13 protein-coding genes are annotated in these 15,435 nt (G+C 74.9%); 4 read left to right on the top strand and 9 right to left on the bottom strand.

The genetic code is table 11. The features are described 5' to 3' along the window. Window positions 1-34 precede the first annotated feature (34 nt). Window positions 35-2,254, bottom strand: a complete 2,220-nt coding sequence (locus SNE206_RS02685) for an NADP-dependent isocitrate dehydrogenase (protein WP_407911681.1) — start codon at window positions 2,252-2,254, stop codon at window positions 35-37. 302 nt (window positions 2,255-2,556) lie between these two features. Here SNE206_RS02685 and SNE206_RS02680 point away from each other — a divergent pair, with 302 nt between their 5' ends. The 3 genes from SNE206_RS02680 (at window position 2,557) to SNE206_RS02670 (ending at window position 5,136) form a co-directional block, all read left to right on the top strand. Next, window positions 2,557-2,823, top strand: coding sequence for a hypothetical protein (locus tag SNE206_RS02680; protein WP_407911680.1), 267 nt, complete (start codon window positions 2,557-2,559; stop codon window positions 2,821-2,823). Beyond that, complete coding sequence (locus SNE206_RS02675) at window positions 2,820-3,908, top strand: dipeptide epimerase (protein ID WP_407911679.1); 1,089 nt, start codon at window positions 2,820-2,822, stop codon at window positions 3,906-3,908. Before SNE206_RS02680 ends, SNE206_RS02675 begins: the two co-directional genes overlap by 4 nt. Before the next feature lie 163 nt (window positions 3,909-4,071). Beyond that, window positions 4,072-5,136 carry a glycosyltransferase family 2 protein gene (locus SNE206_RS02670; protein ID WP_407911678.1) on the top strand — a complete coding sequence of 355 codons (1,065 nt, stop codon included), beginning with the start codon at window positions 4,072-4,074 and terminating at the stop codon, window positions 5,134-5,136. Between the two features lie 79 nt (window positions 5,137-5,215). Here SNE206_RS02670 and SNE206_RS02665 read toward each other — a convergent pair whose 3' ends face one another. The 6 genes from SNE206_RS02665 to SNE206_RS02640 all read right to left on the bottom strand — a co-directional run bounded on the left by SNE206_RS02665 (window position 5,216) and on the right by SNE206_RS02640 (window position 11,011). Beyond that, window positions 5,216-6,454: a styrene monooxygenase/indole monooxygenase family protein gene (locus tag SNE206_RS02665; protein WP_407911677.1), complete on the bottom strand. Its 1,239-nt coding sequence runs from the start codon at window positions 6,452-6,454 to the stop codon at window positions 5,216-5,218. A gap of 41 nt (window positions 6,455-6,495) precedes the next feature. After that, a complete protein-coding gene (locus tag SNE206_RS02660) occupies window positions 6,496-7,131 on the bottom strand; it encodes a GTP-binding protein (RefSeq protein WP_407911676.1) in 636 nt (211 codons plus the stop codon). Further along, window positions 7,112-7,531, bottom strand: a complete 420-nt coding sequence (locus SNE206_RS02655; RefSeq protein ID WP_407911972.1) for a DUF742 domain-containing protein — start codon at window positions 7,529-7,531, stop codon at window positions 7,112-7,114. Before SNE206_RS02655 ends, SNE206_RS02660 begins: the two co-directional genes overlap by 20 nt. Window positions 7,532-7,581: 50 nt before the next feature. Then, window positions 7,582-8,016, bottom strand: a complete 435-nt coding sequence (locus SNE206_RS02650; protein ID WP_407911675.1) for a roadblock/LC7 domain-containing protein — start codon at window positions 8,014-8,016, stop codon at window positions 7,582-7,584. Then, window positions 8,013-9,977: a sensor histidine kinase gene (locus SNE206_RS02645; protein WP_407911674.1), complete on the bottom strand. Its 1,965-nt coding sequence runs from the start codon at window positions 9,975-9,977 to the stop codon at window positions 8,013-8,015. The genes SNE206_RS02650 and SNE206_RS02645 overlap by 4 nt, the downstream gene beginning before the upstream one ends. 455 nt (window positions 9,978-10,432) lie before the next feature. Then, complete coding sequence (locus tag SNE206_RS02640; RefSeq protein ID WP_407911673.1) at window positions 10,433-11,011, bottom strand: TetR/AcrR family transcriptional regulator; 579 nt, start codon at window positions 11,009-11,011, stop codon at window positions 10,433-10,435. 294 nt (window positions 11,012-11,305) lie between these two features. Here SNE206_RS02640 and SNE206_RS02635 point away from each other — a divergent pair, with 294 nt between their 5' ends. Next, window positions 11,306-12,829 (top strand): MFS transporter, encoded by a 1,524-nt coding sequence (locus tag SNE206_RS02635; protein WP_407911672.1) that lies wholly within the window; start codon window positions 11,306-11,308, stop codon window positions 12,827-12,829. Between the two features lie 122 nt (window positions 12,830-12,951). Here SNE206_RS02635 and SNE206_RS02630 read toward each other — a convergent pair whose 3' ends face one another. Beyond that, on the bottom strand, window positions 12,952-14,967 hold the full coding sequence (locus SNE206_RS02630) for a BTAD domain-containing putative transcriptional regulator (protein ID WP_407911671.1): 2,016 nt from the start codon (window positions 14,965-14,967) through the stop codon (window positions 12,952-12,954). A 144-nt stretch (window positions 14,968-15,111) separates the two neighbouring features. Then, window positions 15,112-15,369 carry a hypothetical protein gene (locus SNE206_RS02625; RefSeq protein WP_407911670.1) on the bottom strand — a complete coding sequence of 86 codons (258 nt, stop codon included), beginning with the start codon at window positions 15,367-15,369 and terminating at the stop codon, window positions 15,112-15,114. Between the last annotated feature and the right edge of the window lie 66 nt (window positions 15,370-15,435).

Here is a 15,435-nt window from a genome sequence, read left to right as displayed (position 1 = left end):
TCCGGGTGGGGCCCACGGCTGCGTGCGGGGAGCGTCAGCCCAGGAGCGCGAGCGCCTGGTTGAACGTCTCCGACGGGCGCATGACGGCCGCGGCCCTGGCCGGGTCGGGCTGGTAGTAGCCGCCGATCTCGACCGGCGAGCCCTGCACCGCGATCAGCTCGGCGACGATGGTCGCCTCCTGCTCGGCGAGGGTCTTCGCCAGCGCGGCGAAGGCCTCGGCGAGCTGCGCGTCCGCGGTCTGCTGCGCCAGCTCCTGGGCCCAGTAGAGGGCGAGGTAGAAGTGGCTGCCGCGGTTGTCGATGCCGCCGAGGCGGCGGCTCGGCGACTTGTCCTCGTTGAGGAAGGTCGCGGTGGCGCGGTCGAGGGTGTCGGCGAGCACCTGGGCGCGGGCGTTGCCGGTGGTCTGCGCGAGGTGCTCGAAGCTGACCGCGAGCGCGAGGAACTCGCCCAGGCTGTCCCAGCGCAGGTAGTTCTCCTTGACCAGCTGCTGGACGTGCTTCGGGGCGGAGCCGCCGGCACCGGTCTCGAAGAGGCCGCCGCCGTTCATCAGCGGGACGACCGACAGCATCTTGGCGCTGGTGCCCAGCTCCAGGATCGGGAAGAGGTCGGTCAGGTAGTCGCGGAGCACGTTGCCGGTGACGGAGATGGTGTCCTCGCCGCGGCGGATGCGCTCCAGGGAGAACGCGGTCGCCTCGACCGGGGAGAGGATCTCGATCTGCAGGCCCTCGGTGTCGTGCTGCGGCAGGTACGCCCGGACCTTCCCGATCAGCTGGGCGTCGTGCGCGCGCTCGGCGTCGAGCCAGAAGACGGCCGGGTTGCCGGTGGCGCGGGCGCGGCCCACGGCGAGCTTGACCCAGTCCTGGATCGGCGCGTCCTTGGTCTGGCACATGCGGAAGATGTCGCCGGCGGCGACCTGCTGCTCCAGCACGGCCTCGCCCGCGGCGTCGACGACGCGGACGGTGCCCGCGGCGGCGATCTCGAAGGTCTTGTCGTGGCTGCCGTACTCCTCGGCCTTCTGCGCCATCAGGCCGACGTTGGGCACGGAGCCCATGGTGGCCGGGTCGAAGGCGCCGTGGGCGCGGCAGTCGTCGATGACGACCTGGTAGACGCCGGAGTAGCTGCTGTCCGGCAGCACGGCCAGGGTGTCGGCCTCGGCGCCGTCCGGGCCCCACATGTGGCCGGAGGTGCGGATCATGGCCGGCATCGAGGCGTCGACGATGACGTCGCTCGGCACGTGCAGGTTGGTGATGCCGCGGTCGGAGTCGACCATCGCGAGGGCGGGGCCCTCGGCGAGCTCGGCGTCGAAGGAGGCCTTGATCGCGTCGCCCTCGGGCAGCGCCTCCAGGCCCTTGAGGATGCCGCCGAGGCCGTCGTTGGGGCTCAGGCCGGCCGCGGCCAGGGTCTCGCCGTAGGCGGCGAAGGTCTTCGGGAAGAAGGCGCGCACGACGTGGCCGAAGACGATCGGGTCGGAGACCTTCATCATCGTGGCCTTGAGGTGCACGGAGAAGAGCACGCCCTCGGCCTTGGCGCGGACGACCTGCGCGGCGAGGAACTCGCGGAGCGCGGCGACCCGCATGACCGAGGCGTCGACGACCTCGCCGGCGAGCACCTTGACGGACTCGCGCAGCACGGTGGTGGTGCCGTCCTCGGCGACCAGCTCGATGCGGAGCGCGCCCGCCTCGGCGACGACCGCGGACTTCTCGGTGGAGCGGAAGTCGTCGGCGCCCATGGTGGCGACGTCGGTCTTCGAGTCGGCCGTCCAGGCACCCATGCGGTGCGGGTGCGCCTTGGCGTAGTTCTTGACCGAGGCGGGGGCCCGGCGGTCGGAGTTGCCCTCGCGCAGGACGGGGTTGACGGCGCTGCCCTTGATCTTGTCGTAGCGCGCGCGGACGTCCTTGTCCTCGTCGCTCTTCGGGTCGTCCGGGTAGTCCGGCAGCGCGTAGCCCTGCTGCTGGAGCTCGGCGACGGCCGCCTTGAGCTGCGGGATCGAGGCCGAGACGTTGGGCAGCTTGATGATGTTCGCGCCCGGCGTCTTGGCGAGCTCACCGAGCTCGGCGAGCGCGTCCTCGATGCGCTGCTCCTCCTGGAGGTACTCCGGGAAGCTCGCGATGATCCGGCCCGCCAGGGAGATGTCGCGGCTCTCCACGCCGACCCCGGCCGTCGAGGCGTAGGCCTTCACGACGGGCAGGAACGAATACGTCGCCAAGGCCGGGGCCTCGTCGGTGTGGGTGTAGATGATGGTCGAGTCAGTCACCGGGTGCTCCGCTCCACGTCTGCAACATTGCTCGACATCAAGATATCTCCTGGGCGGCCCCCGCTCGACAGGACCCTGGGTCGAGCCGCGGAGATCTCGCCCTCCGGACCCGCCGGGGCGCCGGGCGGGGGGACACTCCGGACAGCTGTTGAAAATGAAAACCGATCTCGCTAAGTTCTCCCTCGGCACCGCCGTGCCCGCGAACCGAGAGGCAGGCCCGTGGCACATCTGTTGGTCGTCGAGAGCCGGGTGGGCTCCATGAGCAGCCTCCTGCCGCACGCCGACCGGGCGGCGGCCCCCGCGTGCTGACCCTCGCCACCCTCACCGACCGCGCCCGCACCGGCGCCCTCGGCCCCGACCCCGCCGGGCAGCGCGTCGCCACCGTCTTCCCCGACGGTCCGCACCGCCACCTCGGCACCGTCCACGACGACGCCTTCTGCCGGACCCGCGGACTGCACCCCGCCCGGACGGCCACCCACCCCGCCGAGATCCCGCACCCCGGCGCCGCCGAGGTCGGCGGCCGGGCCCTCTGCCGCACACCCGACCCCTCCCGGGAGGCCAGGCCGTGAGGCTCCACGCCCGCACCGTGCACCTGCGGCTCACCGAACCGCTGCGCATCTCCCGCTCGGTCATGGCCGCCCGCGACGCCGTCGAGGTCACCCTCCACCACGACGGCCTCACCGGCCACGGCGAGGCCGTCGCCAGCCCGTACCTCGGCCTCCCCGCCGACCGCATCCGCCGCGCCCTCGCCGGCCTCGCCCCGGCCCTCGCCCGGCTCCCCGACCCGGAGACCGCGCTCGCCGAACTCCGCGACGGAGCAGCACACTTCGAGAGCCTCCCGGCCGGTGTGCTGGCCGCCGTCGAGGCCGCCCTCCTCGACCTCGCGGGGCACCGAGCCGGGCTGCCCGTGCACCGGCTGCTCGGCGCCGCCGCGCCGCCGTCCACCGCCACCGCCCGCACCATCGGCATCACCCCGCCGCACCGGGCCGCCGCCGAGGCCGCCCGGCTGGCCGCCGCCGGCTTCACCCTGCTCAAGGTCAAGGCCGGCTCCCCCGACCGCGCCGACGACCTCGCCCGCGTCCGGGCCGTCCGCGACGCCGCCCCCGGGGTGCGGCTGCTGCTCGACCCGAACGGCGGCTGGACGGCCGAGGAGACGCCCCGCCTGCTCGCCGGGTTCGCCGCCCTCGGCGTCGAGGCCGTGGAACAGCCCGTCGCCCCGGGCCGTCCCGACCTGCTCGCCGCCCTCGCCGCGCGCTCCCCGCTGCCGGTCGTCGCCGACGAGGACGCCGTCACCCACGAGGACGTGCTCCGCCTCGCCGGCCGGGTGCACGGCGTCAACGTCAAACTCGCCAAGTGCGGCGGCGTCACGGCCGCCCTGCGGATCTGCGACGCCCTGCAGGGCAGCGGCACCCGCATCATGCTCGGCTGCCTGACGGCGAGCTCCCTGGGCATCGCCCCCGCCGTGCACCTCGCCGACCACGCCCACTGGGCCGACCTCGACGGCCACCTCCTGCTCGCCCACGACCCCTGGCGGGGCATCGGCGGCACGGACGGCACCGTCCGCACCGGCCACCTCCCCGGGCTCGGCCTGCACCGGGCGCAGCCGGACGACCGGGTGCAGCCGGACGACCGGGTGACCGACGACCCCGGGTGAACCCCGGCGCGCCGGGCCGACGGCGGGCCGTCCCTGCCGCGCAACCCTCCGTTGGCCCAGCCCCGGGAAGGACGTCACCTCGGACGGGCAGCCTGGGACCGGCCGCCCCTGCGGCCGGTCGCCGGGCGGTCGCCCGCCCCCGAGGAAAGGCGCCGCGACGCCGATGGCCCCCCGTCTCTCCGTGGTCGTCCCGATCCACAACGTCGAGCCCTACCTGGCCGCGTGCCTCGACTCGATCGCCGCCCAGACCCTCACGGATCTGGAGTGCGTGATGGTCGACGACGGCTCGACCGACTCCGGCCCGGCGATCGCCGAGGCGTACGCCGCCCGTGACCCGCGCTTCCGGCTCGTCCGGCAGGAGAACCAGGGGCTCGGCGCGGCCCGCAACACCGGCTACCGCCACATCGCCGACGGCACGGAGTACCTGGCGTTCGTCGACAGCGACGACACCCTGCCGCCGCACGCCTACCGGCTGATGGTCGACACCCTGGACGCCACCGGCTCCGACTTCGCCGCCGGCAACGCGCTGCGGCTGCGCGCGGGCGGGTACGAGCAGTCCCACGCCCACCTCAGGCCGTTCCGGGAGACCCGGCTGCGGACGCACATCAGCGAGACGCCCGCCCTGGTCACCGACCGCACCGCCTGGAACAAGGTCTACCGCCGCAGCTTCTTCGACCGCGCGGGCATCCTCTACCCCGAGGGCATGCTCTACGAGGACGCCCCGGTGAGCGTGCCCCACCACTTCCTCGCCGACCGGGTCGACGTGCTCGCCGACCACGTCTACCACTGGCGGGTCCGCGAGGGCGCCGACCGGTCGATCACCCAGCGCAGGACCGATCCGCGCGGCCTCGTCGACCGGGTCCGCTCGATGGAGCTCGTCCGCGCCTGGCTCCTCGCCCGCCCGGAGCCGGAGTTCGCCGCCCACCTGCACGCCTACGACCACAACGCGCTGGTCGAGGAGATCCCGATGTTCTTCTGGTCCGTACCGGACGGCGACCGGCCGTACCGCGACGCCTACCAGCAGCACGTCACCCGCCTGCTGCACGCCATCGGCACCGAGCGGATCGCCCGTCTCGGCGCCCCGCTGCGCGTCAAGTACCGCCTCACCCTCGCCGGCCGGACCGGCGCCCTCGTCGCCGTGCAGCGCCTGCACGGCACCGTCCGGCAGTGGCGCACCCGCAGGCAGCCCACCCCGGTCCTCCGCCCGGCGGCACCGGCCACCGTCTGACCGCCCCGCGGCAGCCCCGGGACGGCTGCGGGCCCGCGCCTCCTCCGCACGTGCGGGGAGAGGCGCGGGCCGGCGGCCGTCAGCCCGCCGGAGCGACCGAACCCAGGTAGGCGGCGGCCTTCTCCGGGTCGTAGAACCAGTGCTCGAAGTCGGCCGGGTCGTTGAAGCCGTTCGCGAACCGGTGCGCCACGGGCGGCAGCTGGCCGGCCGCGCCGATCAGGTTGAGCACGTGCTCCGGCGGCGGGGCCAGCATGGCGTTCGTCCACTTGGTGACGTGCTGCGCGTCGTCCCAGTAGCGGTCGAAGGCGGCCTGCATGAAGTCGCGGTCGAACGGCTTGTCGCCGTGCTCCAGGATCGCCGCGAGGTACACCGCGGCGCACTTGGCCGCGTTGTTCGAACCCTGGCCGGTGATCGGGTCGTTGGCGACGACGACGTCCGCGACGCCCAGCACCGCCCCGCCGCCCGGGAGTTCACCGACGGCGTTGCGGACGACCGGGGCGTACCGCCCGGAGAGGGTGGCGCCGGCGTCGGTCAGCTCGACGCCCCCGGCAGCCCGCTCGTACTCCCACGGCGTGAAGGTGCGCATCAGGTCGAGGGTGATCCGCAGCTGCTCCTGCGGGTCCTTGACGTCGCCGAAGACGTCCAGCGGCCCGCCCGGGACGCCCTCCCAGAACAGGATGTCGCACGGGCCCGAGACGGTGAGGCTGGGCATGACGAAGAGCTCGCCGACACCGGGCACCAGGTTGCAGCGCACCGCGCGGAAGTCGTGCTCCGGACGCGGGCCGAGGCCGTGCACGTACGTGACGGCGAGCGCACGCTGCGGGGCGTCGTACGGGGAACGGGAGGCGTCCCGGCCGAACATCGAGACCAGCTCGCCCTTGCCGGCGGCCACCAGCACCAGGTCGTAGGAGCGGGAGAAGTAGTCGAGGTCGGAGACCGCGACGCCGTGCACCACGACCTGGCCGCCGCGCTGCGCGAACGCGTCGAGCCAGCCGGCCATCTTCAGGCGCTGGTCGACGGACTGCGCGTAGCCGTCCAGCCGGCCGACCCAGTCGATCACCCGGGCCGACCCGGGACCGCTCACGGAGACGCCGAGGCCCTCGATGCGGGGCGCCTCGTCCTCCCAGAAGTTGATGCCCAGGTCGCGCTCGGTCTGCAGCGCGGTGTCGAACATGCACTGGGTCGACATGACCCGGCCGTCGCGGATCTCGTCCGCGGTGCGGTTGGTCATCACGGTGACGTCGTAACCGTGCGACTGGAGCCCCAGCGCGAGCTGGAGCCCGGCCTGTCCGGCCCCGACGATCAAAATCCTGCGCATCGCTGCCTGCCTTCTTGCTTCGTGTCGTTGGTCGGACGTCGTCACGGCGCCGCGGGGAGCGGGCCCGCCGGGAGCTCCTCCTCGGCGAGCGCGTGCACCACCAGGGCCGTCAGCACCTGCACCACACCGGCCCGGTCGCGGGCGTCGAAGACCAGCACCGGGATGTGGTCCTTCAGCGCCAGGGAGTCGCGGACGTCGTCCGGCGAGTACACCGGGGCGTCGTCGAACTGGTTCACCGCCACCAGGAACGGCAGCCCGCTGGCCTCGAAGTAGTCCAGCGCGGGGAAGGAGTCCGCCAGGCGACGGGTGTCCGCCAGCACGACCGCGCCGACGGCCCCGCGCACGAGGTCGTCCCACATGAACCAGAACCGGCCCTGCCCCGGCGTGCCGAACAGGTAGAGCACCAGGTCGGACTCCAGGCTGATCCGGCCGAAGTCCATCGCCACCGTGGTGGTGACCTTGTCCGGTGTGCCGCTGACGTCGTCGACGTCGGCGGCGGCCTGCGTCATCACGGCCTCGGTCGTGAGCGGCGGTATCTCGGAGACCGACCGGACGAAGGTCGTCTTGCCCACGCCGAACCCGCCCGCCACCACGATCTTGGTGGAGACGGCGTTACCGCCCGTGAGGGGAATGCCCGCCGGCACACCCGCACCGGCGTCAGAGCTTGCGAAGTCCACCCAGCACCTTCTCCAGCAGATCCCGCTTCGAGGCCGTCGCCCCGACCGTTCCGTCCTGCACCTCCGCGGCAGGGGTGCCGTGCACCCGGATGCCGCCCTGGTCCGCCAGATCGCTGACCAGCACCTTGACCACGCCCAGCGGAATCCTCAGCACCGCCGAGATCTCCGCGATCGACCGCATCTGACCACGGCACAGCTCGTGGATGGCCGCGAGCTCGGGCAGGCTGCGGTCGGCCCGGTCGGCCGGCAGGTTCAGCGCCGACACCAGGGTCTCCACCAGCAGGACCTGCCGGAACCGCGTCCGGCCGCCGGTGATGGTGTACGGCCGCACCCGGGACGACCGCCCGCGGTCACGCCGGACGGTGCCGCTGCGCCGCCCCCCGAAGTCCTGGCCCTGCAGGGACGATCCGGTATCACCGGCGCTCACGCTGCCTCCCACCTCCGTCGGCTTCACCGGACGGCCATCGCCCGCTGGAGTTCGCTGCGCACCTGCGGCGTCAGCGCGTGCCCGGCGCGCTCCACGAGCAGCGCCATCTGGTAGGCCAGCACGCCCAGGTCGCAGCGGAGCGAGGCGTACACCCCCAGGCACGACCCGTCGCTGATCGCCATCACGACGAGATGGCCCTCGTCCATCGTCGTCATGACCCGCTTCAGCCCGCCGCGGTCGAGCACCCGCGACACACCGGTCGACAGGCCGACCAGCGCCGAGACGATCGCCGCGAGTTCAGTGCCGCGGGCACCGTCCTGGGAGTCGGCCAGCAGCAGGCCGTCCGAGGAGACCACCACGGCGTCCTCGACCCCGGGCACCGACCCGAGGAAGTCGCCGAGCAGCCAGCGCACACTGCTGGCCTCGGCACTGATCGCGCCCCTCACGGGATTGCTCATCGATCCTGCCCCTCATCGATCGCCCCCGGTCCTTCGTGCCGTACCCCCCGGATCCCCCGGACATCCGCGGCATCCCCTGCATTCCCCGCATCCCGCGCACCGATGCCGTCCTGCGCGCCGGATCCGTCCCGCGCGCCCGCGGCGGCGCTTCCGCCGGCCGTGCCCCGAGCCCGCTCCCCCCGCGCGGCCTGCTGGAGCCCGCCCTGGAAGCCGCCGAGGCGGCGCCGCAGTTCCTCCGGCGAGATGCCGCGCTTGCGGGGGGCCTCGGCGGCGCCCTGCGGTCCGGGGGCCCGTGCCGGGAGGTCGGCCGCCGGGTCGGCCGCGACGGCCACCCGGCGCAGCCCGGAGACGGGTGCCTCACCGGTGCCGGGCAGGCCGTTGCCGCTCGGTACGCGACGCGGGAGCCCGCGCGAGGTCACCGGGAGTCCGGGGGCGGGCGCGGCAGGCGTGGACGGCACGGTGGGCGCGGCGGGTACAGCAGGCGCAGCGGGCGCAGCGGGCGCGGCGGCGGTGCTGGTGCGGGTGTCCGCGTGTCCCTCGGCCTCCTCCGCCCGCCGGTGCTCGCCGGCCGGCTCCTGCGGGGCCGGGCCGGAGGTCCGGGCGGGCTTGCGGCGCGGCAGTTCGGGCAGCGGCCCGTCGTCGCCGGTCCGGGCCGCGGGCAGGGCGGACGTCGCCGCCCGCGGGGCGGCCGGCGGCGGTGCGGGCGCGGCCGCCTGCTCGGCGGCGCGGCCCTGCTCGGCCTCGGCGGCAGCGCTGCGCTCCGCGTGGCGCTGGTCGTCGAGGTCGGAGGTGGAGACGGCGTCCTGCAGCAGGGCTTCGCGCGGCAGGACCACCATCGCCGTGACGCCGCCGCCCTGGGCGTTCTCCCGCAGCTGCACGCGCATGCCGTGCCGGCGGGCGAGCCGGGCCACGACGAAGAGGCCCATGCTGCGGCCGGTCAGGGCCCCGGCGAGCAGTGCGTCCCGCCGGTCGGGCACGGGCTCGACCGGCTCGGAGAGCTGCTCGTTGAGCTGGCGCAGGCGCTCGGCGGGGATGCCGATGCCGCGGTCGACGACGGAGAGCATGACCTCGCCGTTGTCGAGGAGCCAGCCGCCGACCTCGACCTGGTCCTGCGGGGGCGTGAAGGCGGTGGCGTTCTCGAGCAGTTCGGCGAGCAGGTGGCTGGTGTCGTCGGCGGCCGCGCCGCTGAGGCGCACGGCGGCGAGGAAGCCGATCCTGACCCGCTCGTAGCGCTCGATCTCGGAGACGGCCGCCCGGACGACGTCGAGCAGGGAGACGGCCTGGCGGCTGCGGTGGCTGTTCTCCAGGCCGGCGAGGAGCAGCATGTTCTCGCTGTTGCGGCGCATCCGGGTGGCGAGGTGGTCGAGCCGGAAGAGGCTCTCCAGCTGGGCGGAGTCGGCCTCGCGGCCCTCCAGCCCTTCGATGAGCACGAGTTGGCGCTCGACCAGGGTCAGCGTCCGCATGGCGAGGTTGACGAAGGTGGCGTCGACGCTGCCCTGCAGGTCGTCCCGTTCGCGGGCGATCTCGTCGAGTTCGAGCATCAGCCGGTGCTGTTCGGCGGCGGCTTCGTCGCGCAGCCGGGCGAGTTCGGCCTGTCCCTCGGCGGCCTCGGTGAGGCGGCGGACGAGTTCGGCCCGTTCGCCGAGCAGTGCGTGGCGCTCGGTGGCCATGCCGTAAATCTGGGCCCTGCCGTTGGCGATGAGCGCGTCACGGTCCGCGTCGGCCTTGTCGAGCGCCGCGCGCAGGCGCCGTGCGGCGGCCCGGCGGATCCCGAGTGCGGTGCCGCCGAGGGCGAGCACGCCCACGGCGAGTCCCGGGCCCCACACCCCGGGGCTCACGGAGCCGTCGGCGGCGGCCCCGCAGCCGGTCAGCGCGAGGAGCGGGAGGGTGCCTGCCAGGGCGCGTACGGGGCGGGGCACGAGGTGGCGGGAGGTGTCCTGTCCGGCCCGGTCCGGCGGCACCCCGTCCGGCGTGGCCGTCTCCCGGGGCGGGCACGGGCGCCCGTCAGTCCTCGTACGCAATGGTGCTCACCATCTCATCCGGCTTCAGGCGCCCGAGAGGGACGGGGTCTTCACCATCCCGCTCGACCGGCGGACCCGGCCGGCACCGGCCCGGGCACTCGGAGGAGTCAAGCGCAGAACACGCTGCCAAAACAAGATCAACTCGGACGGAAGCGACAGCACCGCGATCTCACACGGTCTTCACCGGTCACCGAAACGCACAGGCCAGAGCCTCGGTGTCACCTCGGATCCGAGCCTCCCCCGCAGACCGGGGTGACGGAGATCACACCCCCTCCGCCGCCGCCCGCGACCACATGGCGGAACGGCGCCTCGATCGAATGGCATGACCTCGCCACAACCTGCCCCGACCTGGGCGCACACGGAACACGTCCGCCCGCCCGCCGGGGAGGCGGCCCTCACGGCCGGGCGCGTACGCCGTCGAGGGCGATGCCGAGGACGTGGTCGCGCCGGGCCTCGTCGGGGAAGGCGACGGAGGTGATGCCGGAGACGAGGCGCAGCAGGTCGCCGATACCCATGTCCGGCCGCACCACGCCGGCCTCCTGGGCGCGGCGGAGCAGGGGCTCGCCCGCGTCGTACATGGACTGACGGCAGGCCAGGAAGACGTCGGTCTCCTCGTCCTCCAGGGCCTCACGGATGGCGCGCTTGGTGAGGGCGTAGGCGACGAAGCGGCGGAGCCAGGCGGTGAGCGCCTCCCACGGGGGTTCGCCGGCGAGTCCGGCGGCGACGACGCCCAGGTCGTCGACCTCGCTCGCGTAGACGGCCTCGAAGAGGTGCCTACGGGTGGGGAAGTTGCGGTAGAGGGTGCCGATGCCGACGCCGGCCCGGCGGGCGATGTCCTCCAGGGAGGCCTCGGCGCCGTGTTCGGCGAAGGCCTCGCGGGCGGCGGAGAGGAGGGCGTCGAAGTTGCGTGCGGCGTCGGCACGGCGGGGGCGCTGGGCGGCGAGGAACTCACCGACGACGACCTGTTCGGGCACGGGGACCTCGCTTCGGGCACACCGGGTTGAACCGGAGGGGCACCTCCGTTAATGTGGAGGCGTGCCTCAACTTTAGCAGTGGGGGCCCGGCCGCGCGCTGCCGCCGTCCGGCAGCGGCCCGACCTCCCCGGAGGCCACCGGCCGCCGTGCCGCCGCCCCCGCTCCGCCTGCACCGCCCGCCCGCACCGCACGTCCGCGCCCTGCACCGTCCGTGCACCGCACCGCCCGCACCGTCCCGCGTGCCCGCGTCCCGATGTGCCGCGTCCGAGAAAACCCGCGTCCCGAGAAGGTTCGATGACCCGCGCCTCACTCCGTCCGAAGCCTGCCTCCAACCGCCTCACCTTCGGCGTCCTCGCCACCGGCGCCGGCGTCTACGCCCTGCTCCAGTCGCTGATCACGCCCGCCCTGCCGACCGTCCAGCAGGCGATGCACACCTCGCAGGCCACGGTCACCTGGGTGATGACCGCCTACCTGCTCTCCGCCTCGGTCTTCACGCCGATCCTCGGCCGCGTCGGCGACCTGGCCGGCAAGAAGCGCACCCTCGTCGCCGCCCTGGTCGCCCTGCTGGTCGGCTGCCTGGTCGCCGCCCTCGCGCCCAACATCACGGTGCTGATCATCGCCCGGGTGATCCAGGGCATCGCCGGCGCGCTGTTCCCCCTGTCGTTCGGCATCATCCGCGACGAGTTCCCCGCGGGCCGGGTGCCCGCCAGCATCAGCAACCTCTCCGCCGTCATCGCGGTCGGCAGCGGCCTCGGCATGGTGCTCGCCGGGCCGATCGTCGGCGCGCTCGACTACCGCTGGCTGTTCTGGTTCCCCGTGATCATCGTGGCGATCACCGCACTGATCGCCCACCGGTACGTGCCCGAGTCGCCGAACCGCACCCACGGCAGCGTCAACTGGCTCGCCTCGGCGCTCCTTTCCGGCTGGCTCGTCGCCCTGCTGCTGCCCATCAGCCAGGCGTCGAGCTGGGGCTGGGGCTCCCCCCTCGTGATCGGCCTGCTCGCAGCCGCCGTCGTCCTCTTCGCCGTCTGGGCCGTCGTCGAGGGCCGCTCCCGCAACCCCCTGATCGACCTGCGCATCATGCGGCTCCCCGCCGTGTGGACGACCAACACGGCCGCCCTGCTGTTCGGCGGCGGCATGTACGCGGTGTGGGCCTTCCTCCCCGGCTTCACGCAGGCCCCCGCCTCCGCGGGCTATGGCTTCGGCGCGAGCGTCACCGGCGCCGGGCTGCTCATGCTGCCGATGCTCGTCACGATGTTCGCCGCGGGCGTCCTCAGCGGCCGCCTGGCCGGACGCTTCCCCGCGAAGGCGCAGCTCACCACGGGCGCCGTGCTCGGCGCGGCCGCCTGCGCGATCCTCGCCGCCTGGCACGCCCAGCCGTGGCAGGTCGGCCTGGCCGCCGGGGTGTTCGGGCTCGGCATCGGCCTCGCCTTCGCCTCCATGAGCAACCTCATCGTGCAGAGCGTGCCCGCCGACCGGACCGGCGCCGCCACCGGCATGAACGCCAACATCCGCACCATCGGCGGCTCCGTCGGCGCCGCCCTCATGACCGGGCTCGTCACCGGCCACCTCCAGCCCTCCGGCCTCCCGTACGCCTCGGGCTACACCCACGGTTTCACCCTGCTCGCCGTGTTCTGCCTGGCCGCGGCCCTCGCGGCGCTGCTCGTCCCGTCCCGCCGGACGGGCGTGCCCGCGGCCACCGCGCCGGTCACGGAGCCGGTCACGGAGCCGGTCGCGGAGCCGGTCACCGCGCCGGTCCGGTCGACGGACACCGCCGACGCCACCGCCACCACCCCGCGGACCGGCGTGCGGAGCTGACGGCCCGGGAGACGTACAGGCAGGAGACGTACGGGCAGGAGGCGTACGGGCAGGAGGCGTACGGGCGGGGGGCCTGGCGGGCCGCCCGCCCGTACGTCTGCGCCCGCCCCGGCGTCCGGCCGTCAGCAGGCCAGCGCGGCAGCCGGTGCGCCCTGCAGGGCGGCCTGTCCGGCGCGCCGCTGCGCGAGGACGCCGTCCACCCGGCCGCTGCACTCCCGCGCGAACACCCGCACGAGCCGCGGGTAGCGGTACTCCCCGCGGCCGGCGGCGGTGAGCAGGTGCGCGTCGACGAGCTGCTCCAGCAGCTGCTCCGTCCGCGGCTCGCACTCGCCGAGCACCCGGGCGGCCGCCGGCACCCGCACGGCCGGGAGGCCGTCGGCCGGGGCCAGCAGGCGCAGGGCCCGGGCGGCCGCCGGGGCGAGGGCGTCGTACGCGCCGGACAGCGCGGCCCGCACGTCCAGGTCGCCGGCCCGCAGCGCGTCCAGCAGCCGGCGGTCGTCCGCGAGCAGCGCGGCCAGGTCGCGCACGCTCCACGACGGCCGGGCGGACAGCCGGGCGGCGCAGACCCGCAGGGCCAGCGGCAGGCCGTCGCAGGCCCGGACGAGCGCGGCCGCGGCATCCGGGTCCGTGCAGGCACGGCCCGTGCCCGCCGCCCGCGCGAGGAAGACCCGGGCGGCCGCCTCGCCCAGCCCGCCGAGCACCACCGGCTGCGCGCCCTCAAGGTCGGTGAACCGTCCGCGGCCCGTGACCAGCACCGCGTGACCGGGATCGGCGGGGAGCAGCGGCCGCACCTGCGCGGTGTCCCGGGCGTCGTCGAGCACGACCAGCATCCGCCGCCCGGCGATCAGCGAGCGGAACAGTGCGGTACGCGCCTCGACGCCCGCCGGGACGGACTCCCCCGGCACGCCGAGCGCGGTGAGGAAGCCGTGCAGCACGGCGGCGGGTTCGGCGGGCACCGGTGTGCTGCCGCGCAGCACCGCGAAGAGGGTGCCCTCCGGGTGCTGGGCACGGGCGGCGTGCGCGAGGTGGACGGCGAGCGCGGTCTTGCCGGACCCCGGCCCGCCCGACACCGCGGCGACGAACGGCGCCCGCCGTCCGCGGGCCGCGAGCCGGGCGGTGAGCTCGGCGCGCACGGCGTCGCGGCCCGTGAAGTCGGGTACGTCCGGCGGCAGCTGGAACGGCCGGACATGCTCCGGCTGCACGGCGGCATACCCCGGACGCGGGTCGGAGGGACCGGGCTGCGGGGCGGTGCGGCCCGGCTGCGGCGTGGCGCGTGTCCGCCGCCCGTCGGCGCGGCCCGGCTGCCCGCCGGGGTGCCGGCGCCTCCCGTCGGCGTGGCCCTGTCCGGTCGGCGCCGCCGGGGGGCCGGGGCGCGGGGGCACCTCGGACGGACCGTCCAGTGCGGGGTCCGCGCGCAGGATGCGGCGGTGGACGGTCCGCAACTCGGCCCCGGGCTCGACCCCCATCTCCTCGCCGAGGATGCGGTGCACCTCCTGGTAGGCCGTCAGCGCCTCCGACTGGCGGCCGCTGCGGTAGAGCGCCGTCATGAGCAGCACCCAGAACCGTTCCCGCTCCGGATGGCTCGCGGTCAGCGCGCGCAGTTCGCCCAGCAGGCCGCTGTGCCGGCCGAGCCGCAGCTCGGCGCCGAGCCTGCACTCCTGCACGTCGAGCCTCGCCTCGGCGAGCCGCCCGGCCTCGGTGAGGCGCAGCGTGTCCGAGTCGACGTCGGCCAGGGCGGGTCCGCGCCAGAGCGCGAGCGCCTCCTCGAACAGCCCGACCGCGCGGTCGGGTGCGCCGTCGCGCAGCGCGTCCGCGCCGAGGGCGCGCAGGGCGGTGAAGCGGTCGGCGTCGAACTCGCCCGGCGCGACCCGGACGAGATAGCCGCCGGCGTGCGTCTCGATGCGCTCACCGGCCTCACCGAGCCCCTTGCGCAGCCGCATGACGTAGTTGCGCAGGGTGGTGGCCGCGCTGGACGGTGGGTGCGCGCCCCAGACGGCGTCGGCCAACTGTTCGGCGGGCACCACCTGGCCGCGGCGGACGAGGAGCGCGGCGAGCAGCACCCGCTGCTTGGCCGCCGGAACGACCTGCACCGCGGCGCCGATCCTGATCTGCAGTGGTCCGAGGATCCCGAATTCCATCCGCCCGCTCCCCTGTGCTCCCGACGACGGCTCCGGCGGCCGGTGCCGCACGCTGTGCGCTGTGCGTCACCGGCCGCCTGATCAGATCCAAGCCCGCCACGGAGCTGTCCAGGAGCCTCGCCGCCGCCTTTCAATCAATTCCGGTCAACGGCTCCGGGCCCGCTCCGCCGCAGGTCGGCAGGGTCGGCCCGCGGGATCGGGGCCCACGGCCCGGGGGTCCGGGGTCGGGGTGGTGGCGCAGGTACCGGCCGTCCGCCCGACGTTCACCGCGGCGAGCGAGGCGGCCCCGCCGCCGGTGGCCGCCGAGGCGGCGGGGGCGGGGCCGAGGGTCAGGATTCCGGCGGCCGGTGCCGCGGTCGCGGCCAGGCCGGACATCCGGCGCAGGAGTCGGGTGGGTGTCACGGGTCGGGGTCGCCTCTCCGAACGGGGACGGACGGACGGCCGCGCCGCGTCCCGCCGACCGTCCGA

It is taken from the genome of Kitasatospora sp. NE20-6 (assembly GCF_045862635.1).
The sequence above is the reverse complement of the archived record's forward strand: the minus strand, read 5'-3'. Positions and strand labels throughout refer to the sequence as shown.